This window comes from Natrinema thermotolerans (assembly GCF_031165565.1).
Classification (GTDB): Archaea; Halobacteriota; Halobacteria; order Halobacteriales; family Natrialbaceae; genus Natrinema; species Natrinema thermotolerans.
In genome coordinates this window covers 3826163-3852570 of sequence record NZ_CP101873.1, presented here as the reverse complement: position 1 = coordinate 3852570, position 26408 = coordinate 3826163, and the positions used below count along the sequence as shown (strand labels likewise).

Below are 26408 nucleotides of genomic sequence, written 5' to 3'. Positions count from 1 at the left end.
TTTCCCGTCACGAAAGGTTCTTGCCATCGTTCGAGAGAGGTTCTCATATCGAGTGTTAGCATAGGTCTGTGGCCGAGGACGGCGTCGCTCGGCCGCTCGAGCCGTGATCGCGACTACCAACCGTGTCAGCACACGAATCCACGCCGATACGACGGAGCATCGAGGTCGAGTACTGGGTCGTCGACGACCGGGGCCGGCTCGTCGAACCGGGTGATCTCGTCGAGGCGTCGCCGGGTGCCGAACGGGAGTTCGTCGAGCCGTTGCTCGAGATCAAGACGACGCCCTGTGAGTCGACCGCCGAGTTGCGCGAGGAACTGTACGAGCGGCTCGAGGCCGTCCTCGAGCGAGCGGACGAACGCGGGCTGGGACTGGTCCCGCTCGCGACGCCGATCAACCACGGCGAGATTGCGGATCGGCCCAGCGACAGGACCCGCGTTCAGGAGCGGGTCATCGGCGAGGACTTCGAGTACGTCCGCCACTGCGCGGGGACGCACATCCACGTCGAGCAACAGCCGGGACGGGCGGTCGATCAGTTGAACACGTTCATCGCGCTCGATCCGGCGCTGGCGCTGGTCAACTCCGCGCCGTACTTCCGCGGCCGGAACCTGGCAACGGGCGCGCGGTCGAAGCTCTACCGCTGGATGGCCTACGACGATGTCCCTCATCAGGGACGGCTCTGGCCCTACGTCGACGACACCGAGGAGTGGACGCGCCGGCTCGAGCGGCGATACGAGGACTTCGTGACGGCCGCCGTCGACGCGGGGATCGATCGGTCCACGATCCGGGCGCAGTTCGATCCCGAAAGCGCCGTCTGGACGCCGGTCCAGATCCGGGAGTCGTTCGAAACCGTCGAGTGGCGCTCGCCCGACACCGCCCTCCCGAGTCAGGTCGTCCGACTGGCGGACCGGCTGGCCACCGTCGTCGACCGCCTCCGCGGGGCCGAGGTCCGAATCGAGGGTGACACCGGCCGGGTGACCGACGAGGAGATCGTCCTGCCGACCTTCGACGCCGTCATCGAACACGTCAACGCCGCGATCCGGGACGGGCTGGACGCGGACGCGGTGCGGTCCTATCTCGAGCGAATGGGGTTCGAGGTCGCGACCTACGAGCCGATCGCCCACGACATCGGCGGCCGCGGCCCGGTCGACCGCGAGGCGGCGCGTCGACTCCGACTCGAGTACGCCGAACGCCTCGCGAACGATGTTCGACGGGCCGGCCGCATACCCAGTGACTGACCGCTCGACGATCGAACCGCGACTCGATCGCCGCGGCCGAACGTATTACTCGATGGGCCCGTAACTGATCGGTCAGATGACCACACTCAACGACGAGACGATCATCGTCACCGGTGCGAGCAAGGGACTCGGACGCTCGATGGTACTCGCCCTCTCCGAACGGGGCGCGAACGTCGTCCTCACGGCCCGAAGCGAGGACGAACTCGAGACCGTCGCCGACGAGGCGGCCGGCGAGACGCTGGTCGTCCCAGCGGACGTCCGTGCGGCAGATGACGTCGACCGCGTCGTCGAGGCGGCCCTCGAGCGGTTCGGGCGCGTCGACACGCTCATCAACAACGCCGGCGTCTCCGGGCTCAGCTTCGGCGAGGAGCGTCGCTCGCTCGTCGAGACCGACGAGGAGGAGTGGGATACGATTATGGACGTCAACGTCAAGGGCGTCTATCTGTTCACGAAGCGGGTCCTCGAGGCGATGCTCGAGGCCGGTCAGGACTCGGGCAACGTCGTCAACGTCTCCTCGGGGCTGGGCCGGTACGCGATCCCCGACGCCGCGGCCTACATCACCTCGAAGTGGGGGCTCGAGGGCTTTACCCAGGCCGTCGCACTTGAGGTCGAGGACGAGGGGATCAACGTCAACGCGATCGACCCCGGCGGCCGCGTCAACACGCGGATCTGGGAACACCTGCCCGACGACGAGCGCGGGGAGATCCTCCAGCCCGACGTGATGGACGACGCGGCCGCCCTGCTCGCAGCGCAGGGACCGGACGGCGTCACCGGCGAGTCGATGACCGCCGAGGAGTGGGAGGACCGACTCGCCTAATAGCCGGCAGCACAGTCGTACGACACGTCCTGAATCGTTGTTTTCTGGTGGATGTAGACCGGCTCGGAAACGTCGACGAGAAGCGTGACGTCACCCGTTCCGTCGGCCGTAGTGGTCCCCGAACACGAGACCACGACATTGCGGGCCTCCCCTTCGGACAATGTTGTCGGTGCTTGGCTAACCTCGAGGGTGTCGTCGGACGCACCTCCAACGGTGTCGACTTCGACATTGAGGGTAGAGTAGTCGGTGATGTACCTGTTCTCGAGGGTGGCGACTGTCCTGGGTCTATCGTATGAAAAACAGATGAAGATACAAAGATAGTTCCGCACAGTGCGCCCACCGTACCCATCCTGTATCGAGAGATATGCCTCGTCCTCTTCGGCGACGCTCACGGAGGCGTCCCGTTCGGCGACGACCTGATCGAACGCGCCGAGTTGAACGCTGCCGAGAGCGACGCCGAGAACGATCAACAGGAGACCGAACGCGGAGACGAGTCGGTTCATGCGAGGTTATTTTCGGCTGTCCGTTCGCGCCCGTCCGTCGTTTTTCGGTCGATACAGAACGGTTATGTATCTATAGTATTAAATATTGATAGGAGCGCTCGAGAGTGACCACCGAATGAAACGACGCACGGTTCTGGTCGGGTTGGGGGCTCTCACCGCCGGTGGTGGGGTGGCCTTCGGGACCGGTGCGTTCAGCCGGACTGAAGCCGAGCGCGGTGTCACCGTGTCGACCGCAGTCGACGACGCCGCGCTGTTGCGACTCGCACCTGGCTCCGGGGACGACGGCGGGTTCGTCACGGGCGAGAGCGACGGGACGATCACCGTCGAGATCACCGAGGTCGATAACGGTACTTCCGATCCGGGACTAGGTGTAAACGACGGCTCCGTTACCGGGTTTCCCAAACTCATTAAGGCAGAGAATCAGTCGGCCCACGAGATCGAGTTGTCCACGACGGTTTCTCCGACCGGCGGCGTCGTTCTCTTTCCTGACGGCGGCTTCGACGGTCCCGAAGCGATTGATCGGCTCGACGAACCCGAAAATCACGTGCTTCTCTCGCAAGAAGAGTCGGCGGAATTGGGTCTCGCGCTCGATGCCGGGTACGGAACGAGCCAGATTCCCGGGACGGTCTCTGACGGGGACTCAGTCGACCTCGAGATCAGTGCGACCGACGCTGAGAACTAATTTGCTACGTCCGTGCGGTTAGCCGCCATAGCTACGGCTCCTGATCTTCAGCGAGGAAAGCGCATCGGTTAGCTCTCCGCTCTGTTCCGGCCGAAGCGCCTTCAGTCCGTGATGAACTTGTTGTCCCGCCAGTTGACGCCGCCTTGCCCCGAGCCGGTATCGCGGGGCCCTTCGACGACTTCGATGTCCGCGGGACGGGGTTCGCCGTCGACGATCCGGGTCGCATCGAGGTCGCCGTCGCGTTCCGAGATAGCCGTCAGCGTCCCCTTCTCGGCGGCCTCGGCGATCTCACAGAGGACGAGGAACATCTCGTATTGCAACAGCGAGTTCTGGAGGACCGTCTCGCGGTCGCCCTTGAACGCGGCGAACTCGACGAGTTCGGACTCGATCTCCTCTTCCTCTTCCTCGTCCCAGCTGAACGATTTCTGCCGCCGCTCGTCGGGGTCTTCCTCGTAGACCCGGTTTTCCGTGACGCTGGCTTTGAGCTGGGCCGTCGGCGTGTACTTGCTGACCGACTGATCCTCGGCGACGGCCTTGAGGATCAGCGTGTTGTTGCGTCGCGTGATCTCGACGTCGTCGATTCCGTCGGGATATCTCGCCTCGTCGATGTGTTCGCGAAGGTCTTCGAGGGGCAGTTCAAGGGTCGAATGCAGCCGATATACGTGTCTGGATTCCTCTGTTGACATTGTGGGAAGGTGTGTACGGCGATAGTCGTGATCTGTTACTACGAGGGCGTGACTTATATGAGCTGCTATTAAATGCGTGAGATATCAACTCGAGTATATGGGTCACGCCAGTGGGCCGGCCCTACGCGGTCTCGAGCGTCTCCGCGAGTTCGTCCCGTTCCTCGAGTTCCTCGAGGACGTCGGAGCCGCCGACGAACTCGCCGTCGACGAACGTCTGGGGGATCGTCTCCCAACCGCTGTGTTCCGACAGCGCCTGTCGGTACTCGTCGAGCGAGTCGAGGACGTCGACGGTCTCGAACTCGTCGCGGTGCTGGTCGATCAGGCCAAGCGCCTTGCGGGAGTAGCCACACTGGGGCATCAGTTCGGTCCCTTTCATGAAGAGGACGACCTCGTTTTCCTCGAGCGCCTCGGCGACCTGTTCGTCGACTTCGTCCTGATCGAGACCCTGGTTCGGTGGGAACTCCATACTCGTCCGTAGGGCGGTAAGGGGGATATGCCTTGCGTCATCGGCACTCACGCCGGTCGGTCGCGACCGCCGGCCGGACACACCGTTGGCACAGGGAACCCGGGCGATCTAGTCGGCCGACGCCGGCGTCTCGAGGACGTCGAGTTTCTCGGCGGCGTAGCCGAAGACGTCCCGGTAGCCGTTCGGGGACATCAAGACGGGATAGAACGACTCGTCGGCGACCTGCTCGTCGCCGTCGGCGGCGGCGAAGGAGTCGCCGGCCTCGACCTCGGTGAAGTTCTCGACGAACACCTCGTAGGAGTCGGCCTGCTCCTTGCTGATGACATCCGTGAGCCGATAGATCGGGAGGTCGCGTCGGACCGTATCGCCGGGCAACACGCCGACGGCGGTCAGAAACGCCCGCGTCAGCCGGTCGGCGTTTTCGGCGGCCGTCTCCGAGCCCTGGAGCCCGCACTCGACCTCGACCGTGTCGATCTCGGCGAAGAGTCGCCCCTCCGCGAAGTTGCTCGTCTCGACCATCGCCGTCACGGGCAGCTGTGGCACGATCTCCTCGGCCGTCTCGCTGACGCCGTTGACGACGGCGAACGGTTCGGCGTGGCTCTGAGTCGAGTGCATCGAGAAGGTCAGACAGCCCTCGAGTTCGTCGACCAGTTCGGTTGCGAGGCGACCCTCGTGGGTCGTCGCGTCCGGATCGCCGGGGAACGCACGGTTGAGGTCCTCGTCGATGAACCGAACCCGTCGCTCGAGTGCTTCCTCGTTGGCGACGATGAGCTTGACGGGCCGTTCGACGGTCGGGCGCTCGTCGAGCAGCCGTTCGACGGCCCGGACGCCACAGGGTTCGTCCCCGTGAACGCCCGCGACGACTGCGATCTCCGGCTCCCCCGACCCGAGCTGTGCGACTCTCATTACTAGTTAGTTCGGCTGAAGAGCCAAAGGCGATTCGGTCTCTTACCCGGACTGACATGGTGGCATGCCCCACGACCGAGGCGGGGAGACGGCTCAGTCAGCCAGCGACCTTACTGGTACATCCGCAACGGCTGGGCTTGCGAACTCTCCTCCTGTGCGATCGCCTGCATCTGCTGGGCCAACTGCTCTCGCTTCGCCCGGATCTCCTCGGCGCGATCGACCAGTTCGCTCACGTCGATCTCGAGGCCGGTGACGGGGGCGACCCCCTCCTCGAGGAGGACGCTCGCGGCCTCGGGGTCGGGGAACTGGTGGTCGCACTCGACGACGAAGCCGAGGCTGTCGTAGCCCTCGTGGGCGGCGCGGTTGATCAGCGCGCCCGTCGGTCCGGTGATGACGCCGTCCTCCGGCGGGGTCGCCACGTCGGTCTCCGCGAGCCGGTCCCCGGCGTTCCCGGTCTCGATCCCGTAGAGATCGGGTCGCTCGCCGTTCTCGCGCTCCGCGGGGAGGCCGCTGAGATACAGCGGGGTCGCCCCCTGCTCGACGATCCAGCCGGTCAGACACTCCGCGACGCTCTCGACGGCCTTGGCGCTGATCGGCGCGTCGCTTCGCAGCGCCAGCAGATCGTGTTCCTCGTCGACGTAGAGCCGGACCGGCGGTCGAGCGGTCCGATCGCCCTCGCGGTAGACGCCGATCCGCGGGAGCCCCTCGCAGTTGACGCTCGCGTAGTACTCCATCTCCAGTTGCTCGATGAGGTGGTCGGTCGCGATCTTGCCCACGAGACCAACGCCCGGAAACCCTTCGACGAGCGTTGGATCCTCGAGCGCGACCGATTCGCCGTGGACGCGGATTCCTGCCATGCTCGGACCGACGGACGTCACCGGCTTAAAATCGGGGGCAGGGTGTGCCGACACCGTCGCCGGATTCGTTCCCGTCGCCCGCGGATTTATACCGATCGCCGCCGATCGTTCGTCCGACGATGACGACGACCGATCCGGAGTCGGAGAAGACACGGCGGGACCGCGACGCGATCGTCCGTTCCGCAGTCGCGGACGCGATCTTCGACGCCGTCGGGACCTTCTCGCTGCTGGGATTCTCGCTGCTGTTTCTGGCCGTCGGCGTGCGGGGGCTCCTCGTCGACGGATCGACGGCGGTCGCGGTCGCCGCGCTCGCCGCCAGCGTCGCGGTCGCCGGGGCGGCGTTCGAACTGGTCCCGCCGTTTCGGGACTGAGACGGTCTACTGTGAGTCATTTCCGGTGCAACCGCAGAGCGGTCTCGCGGTTGCACCGGGACATCGTTCCGGCAAACCGCACGAGCCGCGTTGGGCCGTCCGCTTCGAAACCCACAAACGCCAGTCGCGCGAACCCGCAGTCGATGGAGCCACTCGAGCGGTATCGACCGATCATCGACGACTTCGAGGACTTTCTGGCGGCCTGTCAGCGGCCGCTCGGCAACGCCGTCCGCGTAAATACGATCAAGGCCTCGGTCGACCGGGCCCTCGCGACCCTCGAGGCGGAGGGACTCGCGTACGAACAGGCCGACTGGAACCCCCGGGTACTGGACCTCGAGACCGACTCGCCAGGCTCGACGTGGGCCTCGTTTCACGGCTTTACCCACGGGCAGGAGGAGGTTTCGGCGGTGCCGCCGGTCGTCCTCGATCCCGAACCCGGCGAGCGGGTCTGGGACTGCTGTGCCGCACCGGGCGGGAAGGCGACCCAGATCGCCGCACTGATGGACGACCGGGGAACGGTCGTCGCCAACGACAACAACCTCGGGCGGATCTCGGCGCTGCGTTTTAACGCCGAACGGCTGGGTGCGACCAGCCTCGCGGTGACCAACGCCGACGCCCGGAACTACTCGCTGTCCCGCTTCGACTTCGACGAGTTCGACCGAACGCTCGTCGACGCCCCCTGTTCCTGCGAGGGGACGATCCGGAAGAACCCCGACGCGCTCGACAACTGGTCGCCGGACCACATCTCCTCGGTCGCGGGCATCCAGAAGGGCATTATCCGCCGGGCGATCCAGGCCACCCGCGAGGGCGGGACGGTCGTCTACTCGACCTGTACGTTCGCCCCCGAGGAGAACGAAGCGGTCGTCCAACACGCCCTCGAGGCGGAGGACTGTCGCGTCGTCGACTTCGATCTCGGGCTGGAACACGCGCCCGGCCTGACCGAGTGGGACGGCCAGTCGTTCGACTCGAGCCTCGAGAAGGCGGCCCGGATCTACCCGCATCACAACGACACCGGCGGCTTCTTCGTCGCGAAACTGGAGGTGACCGCGTGATGAGCGACAACGACGGCCAGCGGTTCGACCGGCTGCCCGCGACCGAAGCGGAACGGGACGTCGAGGGCCGGGCCACCCGCGAGGAGGTCGTCGACTACTTCGCCGACCGGTTCGGGATTCCGTCCGAAACGTTCGACGACTACACCTTCTGGGAGAAGGGCGCGGGCAAGATATGGCTCTACGGCGGCGAGGCGTCGACGCCGCTCGAGATCGAGGCCATCGGCATGACTTGTCTCCGCACCCGCCAAGAACACTGGAAGCCCACGACCGACTTCGTCCAGCGGTTCGGCCGCGCGGCGACCGACTGCGTGATCGACGTAGAGCCCGCTGAGGCCCGCCGGTTCGCCGCGGGGGAGGATCAGGAGATCGAGCGGTGGGACGGCGACTGGGGCTATCTGATCGCCGCCCACGACGTCGGGGTCGGGCCGACGGACCAACCGGGGGGAGACGGTGAACCCGTCGACCGGGGCGAACGCGAGCCGATCGGCGTCGGCCTCTACGTCCACGGCGAACTCCGCTCGATGGTGCCGAAGGGGCGTCAACGCGACCTCGAGTCGTAGCGTCGATCGGCCCCCGACGCTGCCCGCCGGGTGACTACCGTTACGAGGGGATCGGGGGCAGCGCCGCCTCCTCGATCCAGAACGCCTCGACCGCACGGCCGATGTCGGCGAACTCGTCGGGATCGGTCGGTTTCGTCAGGTAGGCGTTCGCACACAGTTCGTAGCTCCGGACGATGTCCTCGTTCGCTTTTGAACTCGTCAGGACCAACACCGGCAGCGACGCGAGTTCCGGGTCGTCCTTGATCGTCTCGAGGACCTCGAACCCGCCGGTCCTGGGCAGGTTCAGATCGAGCAACATCAGGTCCACTTCGGGGCCGTCCTCGCTCGCCGCCCGTTCGTGAAGGAACTCGAGGGCGGCGTCGCCGTCGGCCTCCGTGTGCAAGCTGACATCGAACGACGCCGTGTTGAACGCCTCCTCGATCAACCGCACGTCGCCGGGGTTGTCTTCGACGAGGAGGAGGGAAATCGGTTCCGTGGAGGACTGAGGGGACACGTGACTGTGTCGGGGTAGTGCCTATCGGGGATTAAGCGTGACCACTAAAGACGTTGGTATCGGCCCCGGATCACGCCAGCGAGCGCCGAACGGCGGCGGCAGCACGCTCGAGTCCGTCCCGCTCGTTCGGGGCCAGGTCCCACTCGACGACCTCGCCGACGCCGCCGGCGTCGAGCCGGACGGGGACGCTCACGCTGACGCCTTCGAGCCCGTACTCGCCGGAAAGCGGGGTCGAGAGACAGACCGGTTCGTCGGTTCCGCCGTCGGCCAGTCGAGCGACGATCGTGGCGACGCCGCGGCTCGTAACCCACCGCGACGAGTCCTCTGGCCCCCGCCGCTCGATGACGTCGTAGGGAACGTCGCGGACGTACTCGAGGACGGCCTCGCGCTCGGTCGCCGAGAGATCGATCGGCTCGCCGTCGACGGTCGCCCGCGAGAACGCGGGGACCATGTGTTCGCCGTGTTCGCCGAGGACCGGACAGGAGACGGCGGCGGGCGAGGTGTCGAACCGGCGGGCAAGTTCGTCCGCGATGCGAGCCGTCTCCGACAGGGAGTAGCCGAGGAACCGCTCGCGGGGCCAGCCGCTCGCCTCCCACAGGCGGTAGGTGACCCGATCGGTCGGGTTGGCGGCCACGACCGTCGGCGTCGGGTCGGCCTCGCCGAACCACTCGCCGATGTCGGCGGCGATCTCGAGGTTTCGCTCGAGGTTCGACAGTCGACCGCCCCGTTCGAAGCTGTCGGGGTCGCGCGCGGCGCTCGCGGCGACGACGATCGCGTCGGCCGCGTCGATCGGATCGGGGCCCGGGGACGCGCTCGGATCGATCGCGGTGACGGTGCCGGGCGGGTCGTCGCCGAACGACGGACGCCCCGCCGCGGTGGCGACGTGACACTGCGCGTGGCGCAGATCGATCGCATGGCCGGTCGTGACCGCCGTCTGGGGATCCGCGAGCGTGACGGTCGTCTCCGGACGCTGTACCGCGAGCGTGTACGCGACGGTGCTGCCGATCGTCCCACCACCGCCGACGACGAGGACGTTCATGGCCGGGCTATCGGCGCGGGCACTTGTAACTTGGCCGGGACGTTGTCATCCGGCGGGAGCGCCGTCAGCGCTCGACGAGCGTCCCGCCGGCCAACCCTTCCCACTCGACGCGATACCCCAGCCGCGAGAGGACGGCGCTCGCGTCGGCGATCCCGTACTCCTCGAGGACCGCCTCGGCGTCCTCGAGGGCCATCCCCGCCTCGATCGCGTCGGCGAGCGACTCGAGGACGGCCGGCCGGACGAGCGTTCGGCCGACGCGCTCGTGGTCCGGGACGGAGACGTCCGCAAGGGCGTCCTCGCTGACACTGTGGCGGTCGGCCAGCCGCTCGAGCGCGATCGCGTCCTCGTCGGGACGGAGTTCGTCGGGCAGGGCGGCCGCGCTCTCGGCGACCAGTTGGCGTTCGTACTCCCGGAGGACGTCGGCGACGTCTTTGACCCGGACCGTTCCCGAGTAGGGGATCGCCCGGTGGTCGCGGGCCGCGATCTCCTCGCCGACGCCCAGCGACTCGTCGACGGCCACGAGCATGTCCACGTCCTCGAGGTCGGCCAGTTGCGAGAGTTTCTTCTCGACGTACTCGGGGGTCCAAAACCCCATGATCTCGAAGTAGAGCCGGAAGTCGCCGTAGGCGTAGTCGAACGCGAAGTCCGGAATCATCACCCGCGTCCCCGTCGCGAGCGGCTCGGGCTCGCGCACGAGGTCCCAGTCGAGATCCAGATTCGTGAAGCGGGCGGCGAAGTCTGCCTCGACGCCGCTGTCGAACGAGACGTCCGCGACCGGTTCGGCGTCGGGCACCCGAACGGGATCATCGTGGGAGAGCGAGAGCGTCCGCTCGGTCCCGCGGTCGTCGATCGTCGCCTCGAGCGACCACCGCTCGGCCGACACAACGGTCCGCAGCAGCCGGGCAAAGCGGGTGCCGTACCGCCGCGTCGCCCGGAAGAGCCGGGTCGGGCCGGTCACGACGACCTCCCGTTCGGCGATCCCGTCCGCGAGGTCTGTCTCCGCAACCCCGCCGCTCGGCGTCGGTTCCTCCTCGAGCCGCCGGATCTCGTACAGCAGCCGCAGGCGCTTGATCGCCGAGATCAGCGCCTTCGGATCGCTCGAGCGGACCCGGACTTCGGTCGCGTCGAACAGCGCCGTCTGAGCCAGCGAGAGGTTGTACTGGGCGAGCAGTCCGTCGGGGTCCCAACGCGGCTCGACCGCGGTCAGGACCTGTCGCTCCTCGAGGTCGGCGTAGAGGGCGGTCTCGAGGTCGTCCGCCGAGACGTCGAGCGACTCGCCCGCCCGGATCAGCGCCATCGCCCGCTCGTCCTCGGTGACGACGCCGATCGCTTCGGCGGCCTCGAAGGCCGCCCGGCGGGCTTTCTCGGGGTCGATCGCCGCGTCGGTCTCGAACGTCGCCTCGCGCTCGAGCAGCGCCGAGAGGCCGCGGACGAGTTTGAAGTCGTCGGCCTCGTTCTCCAGGGTAGTCAGCGCGTCCTCGAGGTCGCCGCGGGGTTCGCCGACGTGGCCCTGATAGGTGCCGAGGACTCTGGCCGCGAGCGGGCGTTGGTCGCGGCCGGCGAACTGCGGGTGGTAGCCGCCGCCGGCCCGCGAGACGCGCAGCAGGTCCTTCGTCAGCATTCGTCCGATGTCGGCGCGGCACCGGCAAAAGTGACCCGGACGAAGACCCGACGATAGCCCTCGCCGACGGGGCTCAGGCACTGATATTACGGCGGTTCGGTTCCACCCTCCGGTATGGACGATTCGTCGCTCCGGATCGCGTACGAGACCCACGACGGGGTTCGGGAACTGGTCGACTGCCTGGCACATGCCCTCGAGTCGCTCAGCATCGACTTCGATCGGTGGGACGAACAGTACGTCAAAGGTCCCGGCATGTACGTCGCCGTCGTCATCGGGCCGTCGGTCGCGGACTTCGCGTACCCGATGGGCGACAACACGTGGCCGACGGACCGCTGTCACGACGTTTGTCTCGATCTCGACGCCTTCTACGAGACGGCCCGAGAGGTCGCGAGGACCCGCGACGGGGCCGTCGTCGTCAGCGTCGACGGCGTCGTCCAGGAACAACTGGTCCGGTTTACCGACCTCGGTCCCGACGAACTCGAGAGCGGGAAGGCGGATCCGGACGATCCCGGCTACGAGGACTGGATGGGGTCGCGCCACATGAGCGCACTGGATACCTCCCGGCGGCCGAACGTGGTGTCGACGTTGACGCTGAGCGAGGAGACCGGCCGCGTGACACGCTTCGAGGACGGCTCGTTCGTGACGACCGAGCGGGGGGACCTCGGTGGAGAGTGGAACGTGGACGATACCCACTGAAGCGACGCGGCAAGACCACACGGGCCGGATCGCGGGACTGTGCCGCCTCGAGCGTGGGCCGACGTGGAGTGCAACGGTCGGTCGGAGTCGCTCGATTCGATCGGTGACGACCCGCTGCGGGGCCCCTTCGGCGCGTCACTCCCGCCGTCGGGCGGCGATCCGTTGCTCGCCGGTATCGGCTGTGATGACCTCGTAGAGGACCGCCCGGCCGCCGTCGTCCTTCGGGCGGAGGACCCGTCCGAGTCGCTGGACGAACTCCCGCTCGCTGCCGCTGCCGGAGAGGACGACCGCGACGTTCGCGTCGGGGACGTCGACGCCCTCGTCGAGGACGTTCGAGGTCGCGATCCGGCCGTAGGTCCCCTCCCGGAACCGCGCCAAGATCTCGCGGCGCTCGGCGGTCCCGGTCCGGTGAGTGATCGTCGGGATGAGGAACCGCTCGCTGACGTCGTACGCGAGGTCGTTGTGGGCCGTGAAGACGATGACCCGGTCGTCCCGATGGTCGTCGAGGATCCCCGCCAGGGCCTCGAGTTTGGCCTCGCTGCCGAACATGATCTCCCGTGCGCGCTGGCGCGCGAGCAGCGCCTCGCGGGCCTCGGGGTCCGACCCCGACCGCTTGACCAGTTCCTGGTAGTCCGAGCCGCTCCGCATCTCGATGTTCGAACTCGCGAGGTAGTCGGTGAACGTCTCCTGGTTTCGTTCGTATTCCTCGCGCTCCTCGGGGGTCAGCGATACCTCGAGGCGCTTGAGATCGTAGGCCGCGAGGTGGTCGCCGGCGAGGTCGTCCACGTCGACTTGGTGGACGAGCGGCCCGACGAGGGCTTCGACGACCTCGTGGGCACCGTCGGGGCGCTCGAAGGTCGCGGTCAGACCCACCCGCGCGGGGGCGGCGAGCAAGCGTGCGATCTCGCGGTACCCCTCGCCGCCGAGGTGGTGGGCCTCGTCGAAGACGACGAACCCGAACCGGTCACCCACCGAATCAGCCTTCAGATATGCCGAATCGTACGTCGAGACGGTGATCGGCTCGAGTCGTTGCTCGCCGCCGCCGAAGCGCCCGATCGGCGTGTCGAACTCCCGCTCGAGTTCCCGTTCCCACTGCTCGAGGAGGTCGATCGTCGGGACGACGACCAGCGTCGGGACCGAGAGCCGCTCGATCGCCTTCAGGGCGATGACGGTCTTGCCGCTGCCGGTCGGCAGTTCGAGGACGCCGGCAGGCGCTCGAGCGGGCGACTCCGGCCCGGGCACGTCGGCCCACCGGTCGGTCTCGAGCCACGACTCGAGCGCCCGTTCCTGGTACGGCCGGAGTTCGTAGGCTGACGCGAGGTCCCCGACGGACTCGAGATCGAGGACGCGGTCCTCGACCGCGGCGTCGGCCCGCCACAGCGCCGCCCGCAGTTCGGCGTAGCGGTAGGCAGGGACGCGCCAGCAGCCGGTTCGGGAATCGGCCTCGAGTTCGGGGACCGATTCCCGGAGCGACGACGGCGAGAGCGGTGCCGTCTTGAGGTCGTCGATCCGAACCGTCCCGTCCTCGTACCGACATTCGATCGCGGTCGGCTCGTCGTTCGGGCTCCGCGTCACGCGTCCCAGTGGGGGGTAGATACACATATACGGTCGGGTACTCGGGACGGCAAATCCGGAGGTGGGGCGGTCCGGGCGACTATAGTAGCCACTGAAACGATTTACACACTGAGCGCGACGCAGTCGTGCGATCAGGTGTGCAATGACTTTCAGTGGCTACTATAGATGGGCACAGCGATGCCGGCGGCTCCGACACGGGTACCTCAACCCTTTTATTACCGCTGTTCGTTGACAGCCATATGAGCGAAGACGAGGGCACGGAGACGTCCGCCCCGGGTGTCCCGTCCGAGGAGGAATCCGACGACGGCGAGACGGCCGCGGCGGACCCCGACGTCTCGACGGATGGGGAATCAGAGCCGGCTCCCGACGTCGAGGAGTCGGACGCGGAACCCGCGGGAACCGACGACGAGAGCGAGGCGACGACCGACGCCGACGGGGACGCTGCCGAGGGCGAGTCGGCCCCCGCGGCGGACGAGACTGACGCACCCGAAACCAGCGAGGACATCCAGCGGCTCCTCGATCGGGTCACCGAGTACGACGACGAACTCGCTCGGCAGGTCAACTCGATCGTCGAGGAGGCCCGCGACCTGAACGGGACCGTCAGCCACCAACGCGAGGAACTCGAGGACCTCGAGCAACGCGTCGAATCACAGGCCGAAACTATCGGTGAACTGCAGGACGAACTCGAGGCCCGCGACGACCGACTCGAGGAATACGAGGAGGAAGTCGAGGACTTGAAAAGCCGGCTCAAGCGCAAGCAGGCGGACTTCCAGAACTACAAGAAACGCGCCAAGAAGCGCCAACAGCAGATCAAAGACCGCGCGACGGAGGACCTCGTCGAGCGGCTCATCACCGTCCGGGACAACCTCAAACGCGCCCTCGAGGAGGACAGCGACGACGTCGAGAGTCTGCAGGAGGGCGTCGAGATGACGCTCAAGGAGTTCGACCGCATCCTCGAGGACGAGAACGTCGCCGAGATCGATCCCGAGCCCGGCACCGAGACCGATCCCCAGCGCCACGAGGTCATGATGCAGGTCGACAGCGACCAGCCCGAGGGAACCGTCGCCGACGTCTACACGCCCGGCTACGAGATGGGCGACAAGGTCATCCAGAACGCACAGGTCACGGTCTCGAACGGGGAGTTCGCCGACGACGAGGACTCGAGCGCCGATGCGGACGGCGACGTCGACGGCTCGAGCGCCGACGACGGCGAGTCCGGGACCGACGAGGAGTCGGCCGAATCCGACGACGGCGAAGAGGACGCAGAGGCGATCGAACTCGGCGGCGAAGTCGCCGACGACGAGTAGCCGTTCTCTCAGAGTATCGCTGCTCTGTCCGTCACGACGACGCAACTGACCGGTTCACAGTCGACCGCCGGTCCGACACGGCGGGCCGATCGACCGATCTCCCCGCCCGTTTTTACTGAGACCCAACTACCGCGAGCGAGCCGCTACTCCCTCGTATCGGGCTTTTATTCGGGTTTCGAGTCCGGCTAGTAACCTTTAAAACAAAGTGCGCACAATACCCCTCCACGATGGCGAGCAACAAAATTCTCGGAATCGACCTCGGCACGACGAACAGCGCGTTTGCGGTGATGGAAGGCGGCGATCCGGAGATCATCGTCAACTCCGAAGGCGAACGGACCACTCCCTCCGTCGTCGCCTTCTCCGACGACGAGCGACTCGTCGGGAAACCGGCCAAGAATCAGGCCGTCCAGAACCCCGAAAAGACGATCCAGTCGATCAAGCGCCACATCGGCGAGGAAGACTACACCGTCGAGATCGACGACGAGGAGTATACGCCCGAGGAGATCTCGGCGATGATCCTCCAGAAGATCAAACGCGACGCCGAGGACTATCTCGGCGACGAAGTCGAGAAAGCCGTCATCACGGTCCCCGCGTACTTCTCCGACCGACAGCGCCAGGCGACTAAAGACGCCGGCGAGATCGCCGGCTTCGAGGTCGAGCGCATCATCAACGAGCCGACGGCCGCCTCGATGGCCTACGGCCTCGAGGACGATCAGGACCAGACCGTCCTCGTCTACGACCTCGGCGGGGGGACCTTCGACGTCTCCATTCTCGATCTCGGCGGCGGCGTCTACGAGGTCGTCGCGACCAACGGTGACAACGACCTCGGGGGCGACGACTGGGACGAGGCCATCATCGACTGGCTCGCCGAGGAGTTCGAGGCGGAACACGGGATCGACCTCCGCGAGGACCGACAGGCCCTCCAGCGGCTCAAAGACGCCGCCGAGGAGGCCAAGATCGAACTCTCCTCGCGCAAGGAGACCGAGATCAACCTCCCGTTCATCACGGCGACCGACGACGGCCCGATCCACCTCGAGGAGTCGCTGACCCGCGCGAAGTTCGAGTCGCTGACCAGCGACCTCATCGAACGGACCGTCGAACCGACCGAGCAGGCCCTCGAAGACGCCGGCTACGAGAAAGACGAGATCGACGAGGTGCTGCTCGTCGGCGGCTCGACCCGGATGCCCCAGGTCGGGGAGAAGGTCGAGGAGCTGACCGGCAAGGAGCCCCAGAAGAACGTCAACCCCGACGAGGCCGTCTCGCTGGGCGCGGCGATCCAGGGCGGCGTGCTTGGCGGCGAGGTCGACGACATCGTCCTGTTGGACGTCACCCCGCTCTCGCTGGGGATCGAGGTCAAGGGCGGTCTCTTCGAGCGCCTCATCGAGAAGAACACGACGATTCCGACCGAGGAGTCGAAGATCTTCACCACCGCGGCGGACAACCAGACGACAGTTCAGGTCCGGGTCTTCCAGGGTGAGCGCGAACTGGCCGAGGAGAACGAGATGCTCGGCGAGTTCCACCTGACCGGCATCCCGCCGGCCCCCGCCGGAACGCCCCAGATCGAGGTCACGTTCTCCATCGACGAGAACGGCATCGTCAACGTCTCCGCGGAGGACAAGGGCAGCGGCACCACCGAGGAGATCACCATCGAGGGCGGCGCCGGCCTCTCCGACTCGGAGATCGAGAAGATGCAGCGCGAGGCCGAGAAACACGCCGAGGAAGACCAGCAAAAGCGCCAGCGCATCGAGGCCCGCAACAACGCCGAGGCCACGATCCAGCGCGCCGAGACGCTGCTCGAGGAGAACGACGAGCAGGTCGACGACGACCTGCGCGCCGACATCGAGGCCGAGATCGAGGACCTCGAGGCGACGATCGACGACGACGAGGCCGACGCCGAGGATATCGAGGCCGCGACCGAGAGCCTGAGCGAGGCACTGCAGGAGATCGGTAAACAGGTCTACCAGCAGGAAGCCGGTGCGGGCGCTGCCGGCGCTGGCGGTGCAGCCGGCGGCGCTGCAGGTGCCGGCGGTGCCGGAATGGGCGGCATGGGCGGCGGTCCGAACCCCGGCCCCGATGCAGGCGCTGCCGGCGACGAGGGCGAGGAGTTCGTCGACGCCGACTTCGAGGACGTCGACTTCGAGGAAGACGACGAGGAGTAACGAGCCTTCCTCACCTTTCGGGCGTGGTCTAACGACCCCGGGCTTGGTTCCGTGATTCCGTTGCTATCAGATCTGTTCGCCCCGTGCTGAGTGATGGATCTGTTTTGTAGTCCGGACTGTGATAATATTCTTATGTATATGCGGATTAGAATACGGTATGAATACCCGTCGGTTGCTGCTCGCTTCGATAGGCGCTCTTGGCAGCGCTCCCCTCGGTGGTTGCTCTCTTCGCACGAGCAAAGACACCAATCGGCACTACGTAGATATGCTAAACGGCAGTGACAAATCGCACACGTTCATAGTCACTGTTTCCAACGAAAGCGGCGAAGAAATCTTCGGCGAAGTATACGATCTAGAGCCGCTTACCGGCGACGAAAACCAGATAATCGAAGGTACTCCTGCAGAATTTTCTGTTGCTATCGATGATAATAAACCCGAGGTCTTCCACTGGGATCCGCAAGTGGGTACTGACCCTCATTCTGACGAGTGTTCCGAAGGAACATCTACAAGCTTAACAATCTATTACAATATGCAAGAAGGTGAAGGTCTGAAACCGAGCTACGGCTGTGAGACGGTTACTGATTAAAAATGATCCCGACTACTTCGATTCAGCGGAGTTGTTTGTGATAGTGTCGCCTCGCAGGCGGCCTCTGAATTATCGCGAGCGAACTGAGTGAGCGAGCGGGCCGACGACCGATGTGAAGGCTCGCTATGCGAGCCGAAACGGAGGGTGGAGTGCTTTTGATCAACCTTTTGCCGAGCGACCGAGCGAAAGCGAGGGAGCGCAGAGCAAAAGGTTGTGGTGGAACGGTCGTTTCAAGTGCCTCAGACGAGTATCGGTTGCACAACGAATGAGCGAGGACTTCTACGACGTACTCGGCGTGAGCCCCGACGCCTCTACCGAGGAGATCAAGCAGGCGTATCGGACGAAGGCCACCGAGTACCATCCCGACGTCAGCGACGACCCCGACGCCGAGGAGAAGTTCAAGAAGATCCAGAAGGCGAAGCAGGTCCTGACCGACGAGGAGAAGCGCGAGGCCTACGACCAGATGGGCCACGAGCGCTACGAGCAGGCCGAGAAACACGGCTTCGACGCCAGCGAGTCCGGCGGCGCGGGCGGCATGGGCGGCGGCCCGTTCGGCGGCGGCATGGGCGGTGGCGGTATGGGTGGTATGGGCGGCGGTGGCGGCGGCCTCGGCGACCTCTTCGAGCAGGTCTTCGGCGGCGGTGGCGGCGGCCGCGGTCGCCGTCGCCCCCGCAAGGGCCGCGATCTGCGAACCGAACTCGAGATCGACCTCGAAGAGGCCTACGAGGGCGCGGAAAAGCAGTTCTCGCTCGAGCGGCCCGAGGAGTGTGATGTCTGTGAGGGCGAGGGCCACCCGCCGGAGGCCGACGCCGAGACCTGTTCGGAGTGTCAGGGCCGCGGGCAGGTGACCCAGGTCCAGCAGACGCCGCTCGGCCGGGTCCAGCAGACGACGGCCTGTCCCCGCTGTGAGGGCGAGGGGACGATCTACTCCGAGACCTGCGGCGAGTGTCGCGGCGAGGGCTACGTCCGCACCGAGGCGACGCTGACCGTCGAGGTCCCGGCCGGTATTCAGGAGGGCCAGACGCTGCGGATGGAAGGCGAGGGCGCGCCCAGCCCCGAGGGCGGCCCCCGCGGCGACCTGCTGATCGACGTCTCGATCCGCGACCACGAGGAGTTCGAACGCGAGGGCGACGACCTGCGTTACCGGCTGCCGATCTCGTTCCCGCAGGCCACGTTCGGCGACACCGTCGAGGTCCCCACCCTCGAGGGCGGCGCGGAGTTCGAGATCCCGCAGGGCACCCAGAGCGGCGAGACCTTCCGCCTCGAGGGCAAGGGGATGCCCCGACTGCGCGGCCGCGGGCAGGGCGACCTCTACGTCAAGGTGCAGGTCGTCACCCCCGAGAGCCTCAACGAGGACCAGCGCGAGGCCCTCGAGGAGTTCGCGGAGGCCGGCGGCGACGAGATCGAAGTGAAGGAAGGCTTTTTCGAGAAGATCAAGCGGGCGTTCTGAACCGGCGACAGTGGTCGGGTCCTCGCCTCGACTCGGACAGTAGCGGCGCGGGGTTCTCAGTCGACGCCGAGTTCGTCGAGCAGGGGGTGTACGGACCGAACGCTCCTCCGTCGATGGCTTCGGTATGTGAACTACCCCTCTCAGTGTCGGCGAGGTCGATGCGGTTACTCGGATCCGTTGGCCACTCGCTGCGGATATCCGTTCGGCCTGATGAGTGTCGTGATAACAACCAACACGTGTTATACTCATCGCGACCGAACGACCGCGTGGAATACCATGACAGAACAACGAATCTTGCTCCTCGCGGGCGACTTCGTCGAGGATTACGAGGTTATGGTCCCGTTTCAGGCGCTCGAGATGATCGGCTACGAGGTACACGCCGTCTGCCCGGAAAAGGAGGCCGGCGACACCTGTCCGACCGCCGTCCACGACTTCGAGGGTGACCAAACCTACACCGAGAAGCCGGGACACGAGTTCGAACTGACCCACGACTTCGACGCGGTCGAGCCGTCCGAGTACGACGCGCTGGTGGTCCCGGGCGGGCGCGCGCCGGAATACCTCCGGACCTACGACGAGGTCCTCGAGATCACGCGGCACTTCTTCGAGGAAGACAAACCCGTCGCGGCGCTGTGTCACGGCCTCCAGATCCTCGCCGCGGCCGACGTCCTCGAGGGCCGAACCTGTACCGGCTATCCGGCCCTCGAGGCCGACGTCCGGGGCGCGGGCGCGGAGTGGACGGACGAGGTGACCCGCGACGGGAACCTCGTGACGGGGCAGGCCTGGCCCGACCACCCCGAGTGGCTCGCCGAGTTCCTCGCGGTCCTCGGGACCGACGTGGATCACGCCGAGCCGGCGGCCGCCGACGACTGAGACGGTTTGCTGTCCCGATGCCAGGTGGGACCGCAGGGCGGTCGCGGTCCCACCGGCAATGACTGACAGGAGACCGTATGGGAGGAGCGGACGGCGGGCCGAATCCCGCCGTATAGCGGGGACCGAAGGCGAGACGAACGACACGAGTCGGCGCTCTTTTTCCCCCGCGGTCCTCAGTCCCGACCATGAACGCTGGGACGGTCGACGACCTGCTCACCCGCGAGCTGCGGGACGACCGGATCGCCCTCGTCGACGCGACGGGGCGGGAGTACGACTACCACTGGCTGTGTACGACCGCGTGGAAGGCCGGCAACTTCCTGCGCCACTCGGGGGTTCGCGAGGGCGTCACCGTCGGTGTCGTCGGCGACGGGCCGCTGGCCCTGCTCGCTTTCTTCGGGACGACGCTGCTCGAGGGGACCACTCGTTTCGACCCGCCCACAGACCTCACGGACGAGGGCGACTTCCGAACGCTCGTCGCGCCGGTCAGCGCGCTCGAGTCCTACGACCTTCCGCAGGGCGCACAGCGGGTCGGTTACGGCGACGAGCCCGACGCGCCCGACGTCCATCACTTCGACGCGGGACTGTGGAGCGAGAACCCGTCGTTCCCGCCGCTGGCGATCGATCCCGACACGGCGATCCTGACCGACGGCGAGCGGACGGTGACGCACGAGCAGGTCCTCGAGGCCGCACACGGCGTCCTCGAGGGGACCGACCTCGAGGCCGACGACCGCGTCGTGGTCCGCGGGCCGCTGTCGGACCCCCGAACCGTCGTCGCGGGCGTGATCGCGCCGCTGCTCGCGAAGGCCGTGATCGTGCTGCCGGGCGACGCGAACGACGGTGAGATACTGGGGGACTACGCCGTCTCGAGCGATTCCGACGCGCCGGTTCCGGAGCCCGGTCGGATCGATCTCGAGTCCGTATCCGTCTCTCGGAGCCACTGAAACGGTTTCGACGCCGATCGCGACGCCAGCGTTCGATCGGGCATGCACCCGTTTCCTGTAGCACGGATGACGATTCGACGTCGGGAGTATATTACGCCGCCTCGAGTAATAAGGGTATGTCGCCATCGGAACCGGAGCAATCGGTCGAACGACCCCACGACGACGCCAGATCCCGCGAAGGGGGAACGACCGCTGTTACTGGGGACGCTGCTGCCATCGCTGTCGATGGACTTGAACTCGTCTACGCCGACGGGACTGCGGCCGTCCGCGGGATCGATATGGCCGTCCCCGAGGGGGAGTTCTTCGGCTTTCTCGGGCCGAACGGAGCGGGGAAAACGACGACGATCAAGGTGTTCGCGACGTTGTTGTCCCCGACCGGCGGAGCGGTTCGAGTCAACGGTTTCGACGTGCGTTCGGAATCCCGTGAGATCCGGGAGTCGATCGGGTACATGGCCCAAGAGACGAGTATCGATCCGGAACTCACCGCCGAGGAGAACATCCGGTTCGCCTGTGAGGCGTACGGAGTGCCGCGGGGGGAACGGTCCGAACGAGTCTCCGAACTACTCGATCTCGTCGACCTCGCCGGCGTCGCGGACAAGCGGGCCGAGGAGTTCTCGGGCGGCATGAAGAAGCGACTGGACGCCGCGACCGCGCTGGTCCACCGCCCGCCGCTGGTCTTCTTGGACGAACCGACGACGGGGCTGGATCCGAAGGCTCGCAACCGTCTGTGGGACTACTTCCGGCGCATCAACGACCTCGGAACGACCATCTTCCTGACCACACAGTACCTCGAGGAGGCGGACCAACTCTGTGACCGCCTGGCGGTCATTCTCGACGGAGAGATCGTGGCGGACGGGAGCCCTGCGGCCCTGAAACGCGAGGTCGGCGGTGAGGTCCTCGACGTGGAACTGGAGGGCGGGTCGACGGCCCGACAACAGGCGGCGACGATCGCGCGCGAGTTCGATGCGTTCGCCGACGCGTCCGTCACCGAAACGGACGACGGCATCAGCGTCACCGCGGAGACAGTGCGACAGTACGGGACCGACCTGCTCGTCGCGCTCCGGGACGCGGAGTTGACGGTGACCGGATTCAATATCCGTGCCCCGACGCTCGACGACGTGTTCCTGGCGATCACGGGTGAGGAACTCGAGACCGACGACACGGAGGCCGTACCATGAGTACGCCGAGGGCCGACGAGGACACGCCGGCATCCTCGGCGCGGCCGGACGCACGCGCCGGGAACACGTTCGTCGGAGACGTCTGGGTGAATTTCAAGCGGTGGAACCGAAAGGCCGTTCGGAACCCGTTCGTCTTGGTCGTCTCGCTCGTCCAGCCGATCATCTTCCTCGTGTTGTTCACGGAAGTGTTCGGGAACGTCGCCGGCAGCGCTGTCAATCGAGGGATTCCGGGGATCAGTTACGAGACGTATCTGGTCCCGGCGATCGCGATTCAGGTCGCCCTCGCGGCGGCCATCACCTCGGGCGTGGGACTGGTCAACGACATCGAGAACGGGATGTTCGAGAAGATTCTCGTCACGCCGATGAACCGCACGGCCGTCTTCGTCGGCAAGACCGCCGCGGAAGTGTTTCGAATCGCCGTGCAGATCGCGATCATTCTCGGACTCGGCGTCCTCCTCGGCGCGGAGATCGTCACCGGCGTCGTCGGTGCCCTCGGTATCATCGCCGTCGGCGTTCTCTTCTCGCTCTGGTTCGTCGCGTTCTCGAACGCGTTGGCGATTCTCACGCGAGATCAGGAATCGACGATCATCGGCGCGAACCTGTTGCAGTTCCCGCTGTTGTTCCTCTCGAGTGCGTTCCTTCCGCTCACGGCACTCCCCGACTGGATTCGGACGTTCGCCCGTATCAACCCCGTTACGTACGGCGTCGATGCCGCCCGTTCGCTCATGATCGACCGGGACGTGATGACGGTCATCGACGTCTCGTGGTTCGGCGGGACGCTCGACGGCGTCGTTCCCGGCGTGGCCGTGCTGCTCGGCCTCGATCTCCTGTTGGGTGGGGTCGCCGTCTACCTCCTGTCCCGTGCCTCGAGTTCCGACGTGAAATAACGATTCCCGTATACCGTGCCGGGGGCGTCTCCGGCGGGCGTTTGCGATATGGTGACCGCATCGAGCAGGCGTGCCGTCGTCCGTGTTGTACCCGCCCGGCAGTCGACGCGACTCGCTGGCCGTCAGTGGAAACTGGCAGGGCCCGCGACCGTCACAGCCGCCGGTACAGCAGTCCCTCGAGGGCGGGTCCCGAGAGGACCTCGCCTTCGCGGGAGAACCGCGAGCCGTGGCAGGGGCAGTCCCAGGTGCGCTCGGCGTCGTTCCACCGGACGAGACAGCCCATGTGCGGACAGGTCGCCGAGACGGCGTGGGTCGTGCCCTCGTCGTCGCGGTGGAGCCCGACGGGCTGGCCCGCACGTCGGACGACGCGGGCGTCGCCCCGTTGCAGGTCATCAGCGCCGTCGGCCCCGAGCGCGGCCAGCAGGGACTCGATTCGGTCGCCGACGAAGCTCCCGCCGACGGTCGCGTTCTCTTCGAGGAAGCGCTTGGCCGACGCCTTCGGGGTGAACCGCTGGGGATCGAAGACGTCGGCCCACGGGCTCGAGCCCTCGACGATCAAGTCGGCGAGGATCGTTCCCGCGGCGGTGCCGGTCGTCATTCCCCAGCCGTTGAACCCGGTGCCGACGTAGACCCGGTCCGACAGCGGATCGATCCGACCGATATAGGGGACGGAGTCGACGGGGGAATAGTCCATCGTCGACCAGCGGTACTCGACCGACTCCACCTCGAAGTGTTCGCGGGCGAAAGTCTCGCAGCGGCGGTAGCGCTCGGAGGTCGGCACGCCGTCGACGCTCGGTTTGTGGCTCTGGCCGCCCACGAGGAGGAGATCGTCCTCCTCGCCGTCCGCGGCCGAGTACGGCCGCATCGTCGCCGCCGGCGTGGCCGTGTTGTAGTACATCCCCTCGGGCGGCGTCCCGTCGATCCGGACGGCCAGCAGGTACGCGCGGTGGGGGTGCATCCGCGCGAAGTAGCCGGCCCGGTCGAGGATCGGGAAGTGGGTCGCGACGACCACGTCGTCGGCGACGACCGTCCCGTGATCGGTCTCGATACGACACGGCGACCCGGGATCGACCTCGAGCGCGCGGGTCTCCTCGAAGACGTGGCCGCCGTCGTCGCGGACCCGCTCGGCGATCGCGAGCAGGTACTTCCGTGGGTGGAACTGGGCCTGTTCGTCGAAGCGGACCGCGCCGGGCACGTCGAACGGCAGCGGGGTGTCATCGACGTACGACGCCGGCAGATCGACCCGCTGGGCGGCCTCGACCTCGTCGCGGATCTCGCCGACATCGTCGGGTGACGCGGCGTAGGTGTAGGCCGGCGTCCGGCGGAAGTCACAGTCGACGCCCAACTCTTCGACGCGGCGTTCGACCGTCTCGATCGCCGCCTCGTTCGCCGCGGCGTACTGGCGCGCCGTCTCCGCGCCGAACTGCGAAACGAGCCGGTCGTAGACCAGTCCGTGCTGGGAGGTGAGCTTCGCCGTCGTGTGCCCGGTCGTCCCCTCGACGATCCGGTCGGCCTCGAGGACGGCGACCGAGCGGCCGGCGTCTTGCAGTTCGATCGCGGCGGAAAGGCCGGTGATTCCGCCGCCGATGACGGCCGCGTCGACGGTGAGACCGTCCTCGAGGGGGCCGTAGTCGGTCGTGGGGGTCGTGGCGAGCCACAGCGACTCGGGGCGCGGGGACTCGGCCGGGGTCGGGTCCGACATCGGATGCGGGTCGGGCTATCCACACCCAGACAAAAGGGCTGGGGGGTGGACGCGGGCTCAGGACGCCGCGCCGCGGAGCCGGCTCGTCCCCAGTCCGACGGCGGCGATACCGGCGATCGCTGCGGCGGCGGCGAAGACGCCCTCGACGCCCGCGAGGGGAACGAGCGCCCCGAACAGGACCGGCGAGAGGAACTGCCCGGTGTAGCCGAAGGAGGCGATGTAGGAACTGAACTGCCCCTGTCGGTCCGGCGGGGCGAGGGCCTCGACCCAGGCGAACGTCGACGGGAAGACCAGTCCGATCCCGAGTCCGAACAGGACCACCGGCAGGGCCGCGCCCGCTGCGGTCCCGACGACCGTCGCGGTCGCGAGCCCGCCGGCCCAGAGGCCGAAGGCCGCGAGGACGAGCGTCGATCGATCGGCGTAGCCAAGCAGCCGGTCGTAGGCGATCGCCGAGACGCCGCCCGCAGCGCCGTTGGCAGCCAGATAGAGGCTGATCCGCAGCGACGAGGTCACGCCGATGCCGGAGAGCAACTGGGGGTAGTAGACGACGATCACGTACAGCAGGGCGTTCGCCCCGAAGTACAGCAGGTAGACTAGCGGAAGCGCTGGCCGGTCACGAAAGACCGCGAGGACGCCGCCGCCCCCGCGTTCCGCCCCGTCGGCCCGGCCGCTCCCGTTCGCCGCGGTATCGGTCCCGTCGCTCGAGGCCGTCATCTCGGGGACCGTCGCCGCGGCCAGCAAGCCGAGCGGCACCGCGACGAGATAAATGCCGAACGGGGCGTTCCACGCGAGGCTCCCGGCCACGCCGCCGACGAGGGGCCAGACCGCCGCGCCGGCGCTGTTCGCGCTGCTGCGATAGCCCAGCGCCCGTTCCATCGCCTGCCCCTCGTAGAGATCGTAGATGAGGACGGTCACCGACGTATACACCGCGGCGGTCCCGAGTCCGAGGACGACGCGGGAAGCCAGCAGCGGGAGGAACGCGTCGACGAACAGTCCCGCGCCGCCGCCGAGGCCGTAGACGAACAGGCCGCCAACGAGGGGACGACGCGGCCCGATCCGGTCGACGAGCGATCCCACGAGCGGGCTCGCGAGGACGATCACGCCGCCGTGAGTGGTGATGATCAGGCCGGCCGCGGACCCCGACACCCCGAGTTCGTCCCGTATCTGGGGGACGATCGGGCCGAGGATCGCCCCGGCCATGACCGTCAGCGTCGCCGCGGCCACCACGACCCAGAGCGTCCGTCGGCGCTGTGTCGACGTTGCCACTGGTCGGCTCTCCGAAGGGAACGCCCAACAGGATTGTGATCGCGGCCGGCGCTGCCGGCGGGACGGCGTCGACTCGACGGTGATCGGCTTCGGCCACGAGCCGTCCCGAACGATCCCTCGGTGTCACGACCGCGTGTTCGTGACATCGCTCGCCGCTCGACCCGTCGATTTCAAGGTCCGCCCCGTCGAACGGAGGGTCGTGCAACTCGAGTGCGCCTTCTTCGGCCCCTTCCGCGACGCGGTCGGTGAGAAGACCGTTCGCTACGAGACCGAGGCCGAGACCGTCGGCGACCTCCTGACCGACCTCGAGGCCGCGTTTCCGGGCCTCGAGGGGGAACTCGTCGCCGACGACGGGGCGGGGCTGGCCGGGGACACGGTCGTCACGAAGGACGAACGCAACGTCGTCCACCTCGAGGGGCTCGAGACGCCGCTCGAGGACGGAGCCGTGATCCGGCTGGTGCCGTCGGTGTACGGCGGCTGACGGTGCGTCGGCGGGATCGCGC

General features: G+C 66.9%; 27 protein-coding genes. 16 read left to right on the top strand and 11 right to left on the bottom strand.

Annotation, left to right across the window (positions count from 1 at the left end):
* The first annotated feature begins 122 nt into the window (after positions 1 to 122).
* Together NP511_RS19785 and NP511_RS19780 are read left to right on the top strand one after the other, a co-directional pair.
* Positions 123 to 1235: a glutamate-cysteine ligase family protein gene (locus NP511_RS19785; protein ID WP_049966798.1), complete on the top strand. Its 1113-nt coding sequence runs from the start codon at positions 123 to 125 to the stop codon at positions 1233 to 1235.
* Between the two features lie 76 nt (positions 1236 to 1311).
* Positions 1312 to 2052, top strand: a complete 741-nt coding sequence (locus tag NP511_RS19780) for an SDR family NAD(P)-dependent oxidoreductase (protein ID WP_049966797.1) — start codon at positions 1312 to 1314, stop codon at positions 2050 to 2052.
* On the opposite strand, the gene NP511_RS19775 is transcribed toward NP511_RS19780, so the two are convergent.
* A complete protein-coding gene (locus NP511_RS19775) occupies positions 2049 to 2555 on the bottom strand; it encodes a hypothetical protein (protein ID WP_049966796.1) in 507 nt (168 codons plus the stop codon). The genes NP511_RS19780 and NP511_RS19775 overlap by 4 nt on opposite strands.
* A gap of 115 nt (positions 2556 to 2670) precedes the next feature.
* On the opposite strand from NP511_RS19775, the gene NP511_RS19770 reads away from it, so the two are divergent.
* Positions 2671 to 3237, top strand: coding sequence for a hypothetical protein (locus tag NP511_RS19770; RefSeq protein WP_049966795.1), 567 nt, complete (start codon positions 2671 to 2673; stop codon positions 3235 to 3237).
* A gap of 101 nt (positions 3238 to 3338) precedes the next feature.
* On the opposite strand, the gene NP511_RS19765 is transcribed toward NP511_RS19770, so the two are convergent.
* From NP511_RS19765 to NP511_RS19750, 4 genes are all read right to left on the bottom strand, one after another.
* Positions 3339 to 3923, bottom strand: a complete 585-nt coding sequence (locus NP511_RS19765; RefSeq protein WP_006180580.1) for a DUF7110 family protein — start codon at positions 3921 to 3923, stop codon at positions 3339 to 3341.
* A gap of 121 nt (positions 3924 to 4044) precedes the next feature.
* Positions 4045 to 4389, bottom strand: coding sequence for a glutaredoxin family protein (locus NP511_RS19760; RefSeq protein ID WP_006180581.1), 345 nt, complete (start codon positions 4387 to 4389; stop codon positions 4045 to 4047).
* A 108-nt stretch (positions 4390 to 4497) separates the two neighbouring features.
* Positions 4498 to 5295, bottom strand: a complete 798-nt coding sequence (locus tag NP511_RS19755; protein WP_006180583.1) for a M14 family metallopeptidase — start codon at positions 5293 to 5295, stop codon at positions 4498 to 4500.
* Between the two features lie 110 nt (positions 5296 to 5405).
* Positions 5406 to 6152 carry a proteasome assembly chaperone family protein gene (locus tag NP511_RS19750; RefSeq protein WP_049966794.1) on the bottom strand — a complete coding sequence of 249 codons (747 nt, stop codon included), beginning with the start codon at positions 6150 to 6152 and terminating at the stop codon, positions 5406 to 5408.
* 119 nt (positions 6153 to 6271) lie between these two features.
* On the opposite strand from NP511_RS19750, the gene NP511_RS19745 reads away from it, so the two are divergent.
* The 3 genes from NP511_RS19745 to NP511_RS19735 all read left to right on the top strand — a co-directional run bounded on the left by NP511_RS19745 (position 6272) and on the right by NP511_RS19735 (position 8135).
* Positions 6272 to 6523 carry a hypothetical protein gene (locus tag NP511_RS19745; protein WP_211249121.1) on the top strand — a complete coding sequence of 84 codons (252 nt, stop codon included), beginning with the start codon at positions 6272 to 6274 and terminating at the stop codon, positions 6521 to 6523.
* A 143-nt stretch (positions 6524 to 6666) separates the two neighbouring features.
* Complete coding sequence (locus NP511_RS19740) at positions 6667 to 7575, top strand: RsmB/NOP family class I SAM-dependent RNA methyltransferase (protein ID WP_049966793.1); 909 nt, start codon at positions 6667 to 6669, stop codon at positions 7573 to 7575.
* Positions 7575 to 8135, top strand: coding sequence for a DUF7122 family protein (locus NP511_RS19735; RefSeq protein WP_049966792.1), 561 nt, complete (start codon positions 7575 to 7577; stop codon positions 8133 to 8135). Before NP511_RS19740 ends, NP511_RS19735 begins: the two co-directional genes overlap by 1 nt.
* 40 nt (positions 8136 to 8175) lie before the next feature.
* Here NP511_RS19735 and NP511_RS19730 read toward each other — a convergent pair whose 3' ends face one another.
* From NP511_RS19730 to NP511_RS19720, 3 genes are all read right to left on the bottom strand, one after another.
* A complete protein-coding gene (locus NP511_RS19730; protein WP_049966791.1) occupies positions 8176 to 8628 on the bottom strand; it encodes a response regulator in 453 nt (150 codons plus the stop codon).
* A 70-nt stretch (positions 8629 to 8698) separates the two neighbouring features.
* A complete protein-coding gene (locus NP511_RS19725; RefSeq protein WP_049966790.1) occupies positions 8699 to 9667 on the bottom strand; it encodes a malate dehydrogenase in 969 nt (322 codons plus the stop codon).
* A gap of 64 nt (positions 9668 to 9731) precedes the next feature.
* Positions 9732 to 11288: a DUF790 family protein gene (locus NP511_RS19720; protein ID WP_049966789.1), complete on the bottom strand. Its 1557-nt coding sequence runs from the start codon at positions 11286 to 11288 to the stop codon at positions 9732 to 9734.
* Positions 11289 to 11402: 114 nt separating this feature from the next.
* Between NP511_RS19720 and NP511_RS19715 the strand changes: the two genes are divergently transcribed.
* Positions 11403 to 11984, top strand: coding sequence for a hypothetical protein (locus NP511_RS19715; protein WP_049966788.1), 582 nt, complete (start codon positions 11403 to 11405; stop codon positions 11982 to 11984).
* Between the two features lie 135 nt (positions 11985 to 12119).
* Here NP511_RS19715 and NP511_RS19710 read toward each other — a convergent pair whose 3' ends face one another.
* The gene (locus NP511_RS19710; RefSeq protein ID WP_049966787.1) at positions 12120 to 13586 is read right to left on the bottom strand and encodes a DEAD/DEAH box helicase; all 1467 of its coding nucleotides are present in this window, start codon (positions 13584 to 13586) and stop codon (positions 12120 to 12122) included.
* Between the two features lie 212 nt (positions 13587 to 13798).
* Between NP511_RS19710 and NP511_RS19705 the strand changes: the two genes are divergently transcribed.
* The 8 genes from NP511_RS19705 (at position 13799) to NP511_RS19670 (ending at position 22937) form a co-directional block, all read left to right on the top strand.
* Positions 13799 to 14866, top strand: a complete 1068-nt coding sequence (locus NP511_RS19705; protein WP_049966786.1) for a nucleotide exchange factor GrpE — start codon at positions 13799 to 13801, stop codon at positions 14864 to 14866.
* A 227-nt stretch (positions 14867 to 15093) separates the two neighbouring features.
* Positions 15094 to 17025, top strand: coding sequence for a molecular chaperone DnaK (dnaK, locus tag NP511_RS19700; RefSeq protein ID WP_049966785.1), 1932 nt, complete (start codon positions 15094 to 15096; stop codon positions 17023 to 17025).
* A gap of 157 nt (positions 17026 to 17182) precedes the next feature.
* Positions 17183 to 17611: a hypothetical protein gene (locus NP511_RS19695; RefSeq protein WP_136396922.1), complete on the top strand. Its 429-nt coding sequence runs from the start codon at positions 17183 to 17185 to the stop codon at positions 17609 to 17611.
* Positions 17612 to 17876: 265 nt separating this feature from the next.
* Positions 17877 to 19061 (top strand): molecular chaperone DnaJ, encoded by a 1185-nt coding sequence (dnaJ, locus tag NP511_RS19690; RefSeq protein ID WP_049966784.1) that lies wholly within the window; start codon positions 17877 to 17879, stop codon positions 19059 to 19061.
* Between the two features lie 276 nt (positions 19062 to 19337).
* Entirely contained in the window at positions 19338 to 19931 is a 594-nt protein-coding gene (locus NP511_RS19685) for a DJ-1/PfpI family protein (protein ID WP_049966783.1), read from the top strand.
* Positions 19932 to 20116: 185 nt separating this feature from the next.
* Entirely contained in the window at positions 20117 to 20872 is a 756-nt protein-coding gene (locus NP511_RS19680; RefSeq protein WP_049966782.1) for a hypothetical protein, read from the top strand.
* A 116-nt stretch (positions 20873 to 20988) separates the two neighbouring features.
* Positions 20989 to 22050, top strand: coding sequence for an ABC transporter ATP-binding protein (locus NP511_RS19675; protein ID WP_049966781.1), 1062 nt, complete (start codon positions 20989 to 20991; stop codon positions 22048 to 22050).
* Positions 22047 to 22937 (top strand): ABC transporter permease, encoded by an 891-nt coding sequence (locus NP511_RS19670; RefSeq protein ID WP_049966780.1) that lies wholly within the window; start codon positions 22047 to 22049, stop codon positions 22935 to 22937. Before NP511_RS19675 ends, NP511_RS19670 begins: the two co-directional genes overlap by 4 nt.
* A 151-nt stretch (positions 22938 to 23088) precedes the next feature.
* On the opposite strand, the gene NP511_RS19665 is transcribed toward NP511_RS19670, so the two are convergent.
* The gene (locus tag NP511_RS19665) at positions 23089 to 24639 is read right to left on the bottom strand and encodes an FAD-dependent oxidoreductase (RefSeq protein WP_049966779.1); all 1551 of its coding nucleotides are present in this window, start codon (positions 24637 to 24639) and stop codon (positions 23089 to 23091) included.
* Positions 24640 to 24696: 57 nt separating this feature from the next.
* Positions 24697 to 25905: an MFS transporter gene (locus NP511_RS19660; RefSeq protein ID WP_049966778.1), complete on the bottom strand. Its 1209-nt coding sequence runs from the start codon at positions 25903 to 25905 to the stop codon at positions 24697 to 24699.
* On the opposite strand from NP511_RS19660, the gene NP511_RS19655 reads away from it, so the two are divergent.
* Positions 25838 to 26386 carry a ubiquitin-like small modifier protein 1 gene (locus NP511_RS19655; RefSeq protein WP_233274371.1) on the top strand — a complete coding sequence of 183 codons (549 nt, stop codon included), beginning with the start codon at positions 25838 to 25840 and terminating at the stop codon, positions 26384 to 26386. The genes NP511_RS19660 and NP511_RS19655 overlap by 68 nt on opposite strands.
* Positions 26387 to 26408: the final 22 nt, after the last annotated feature.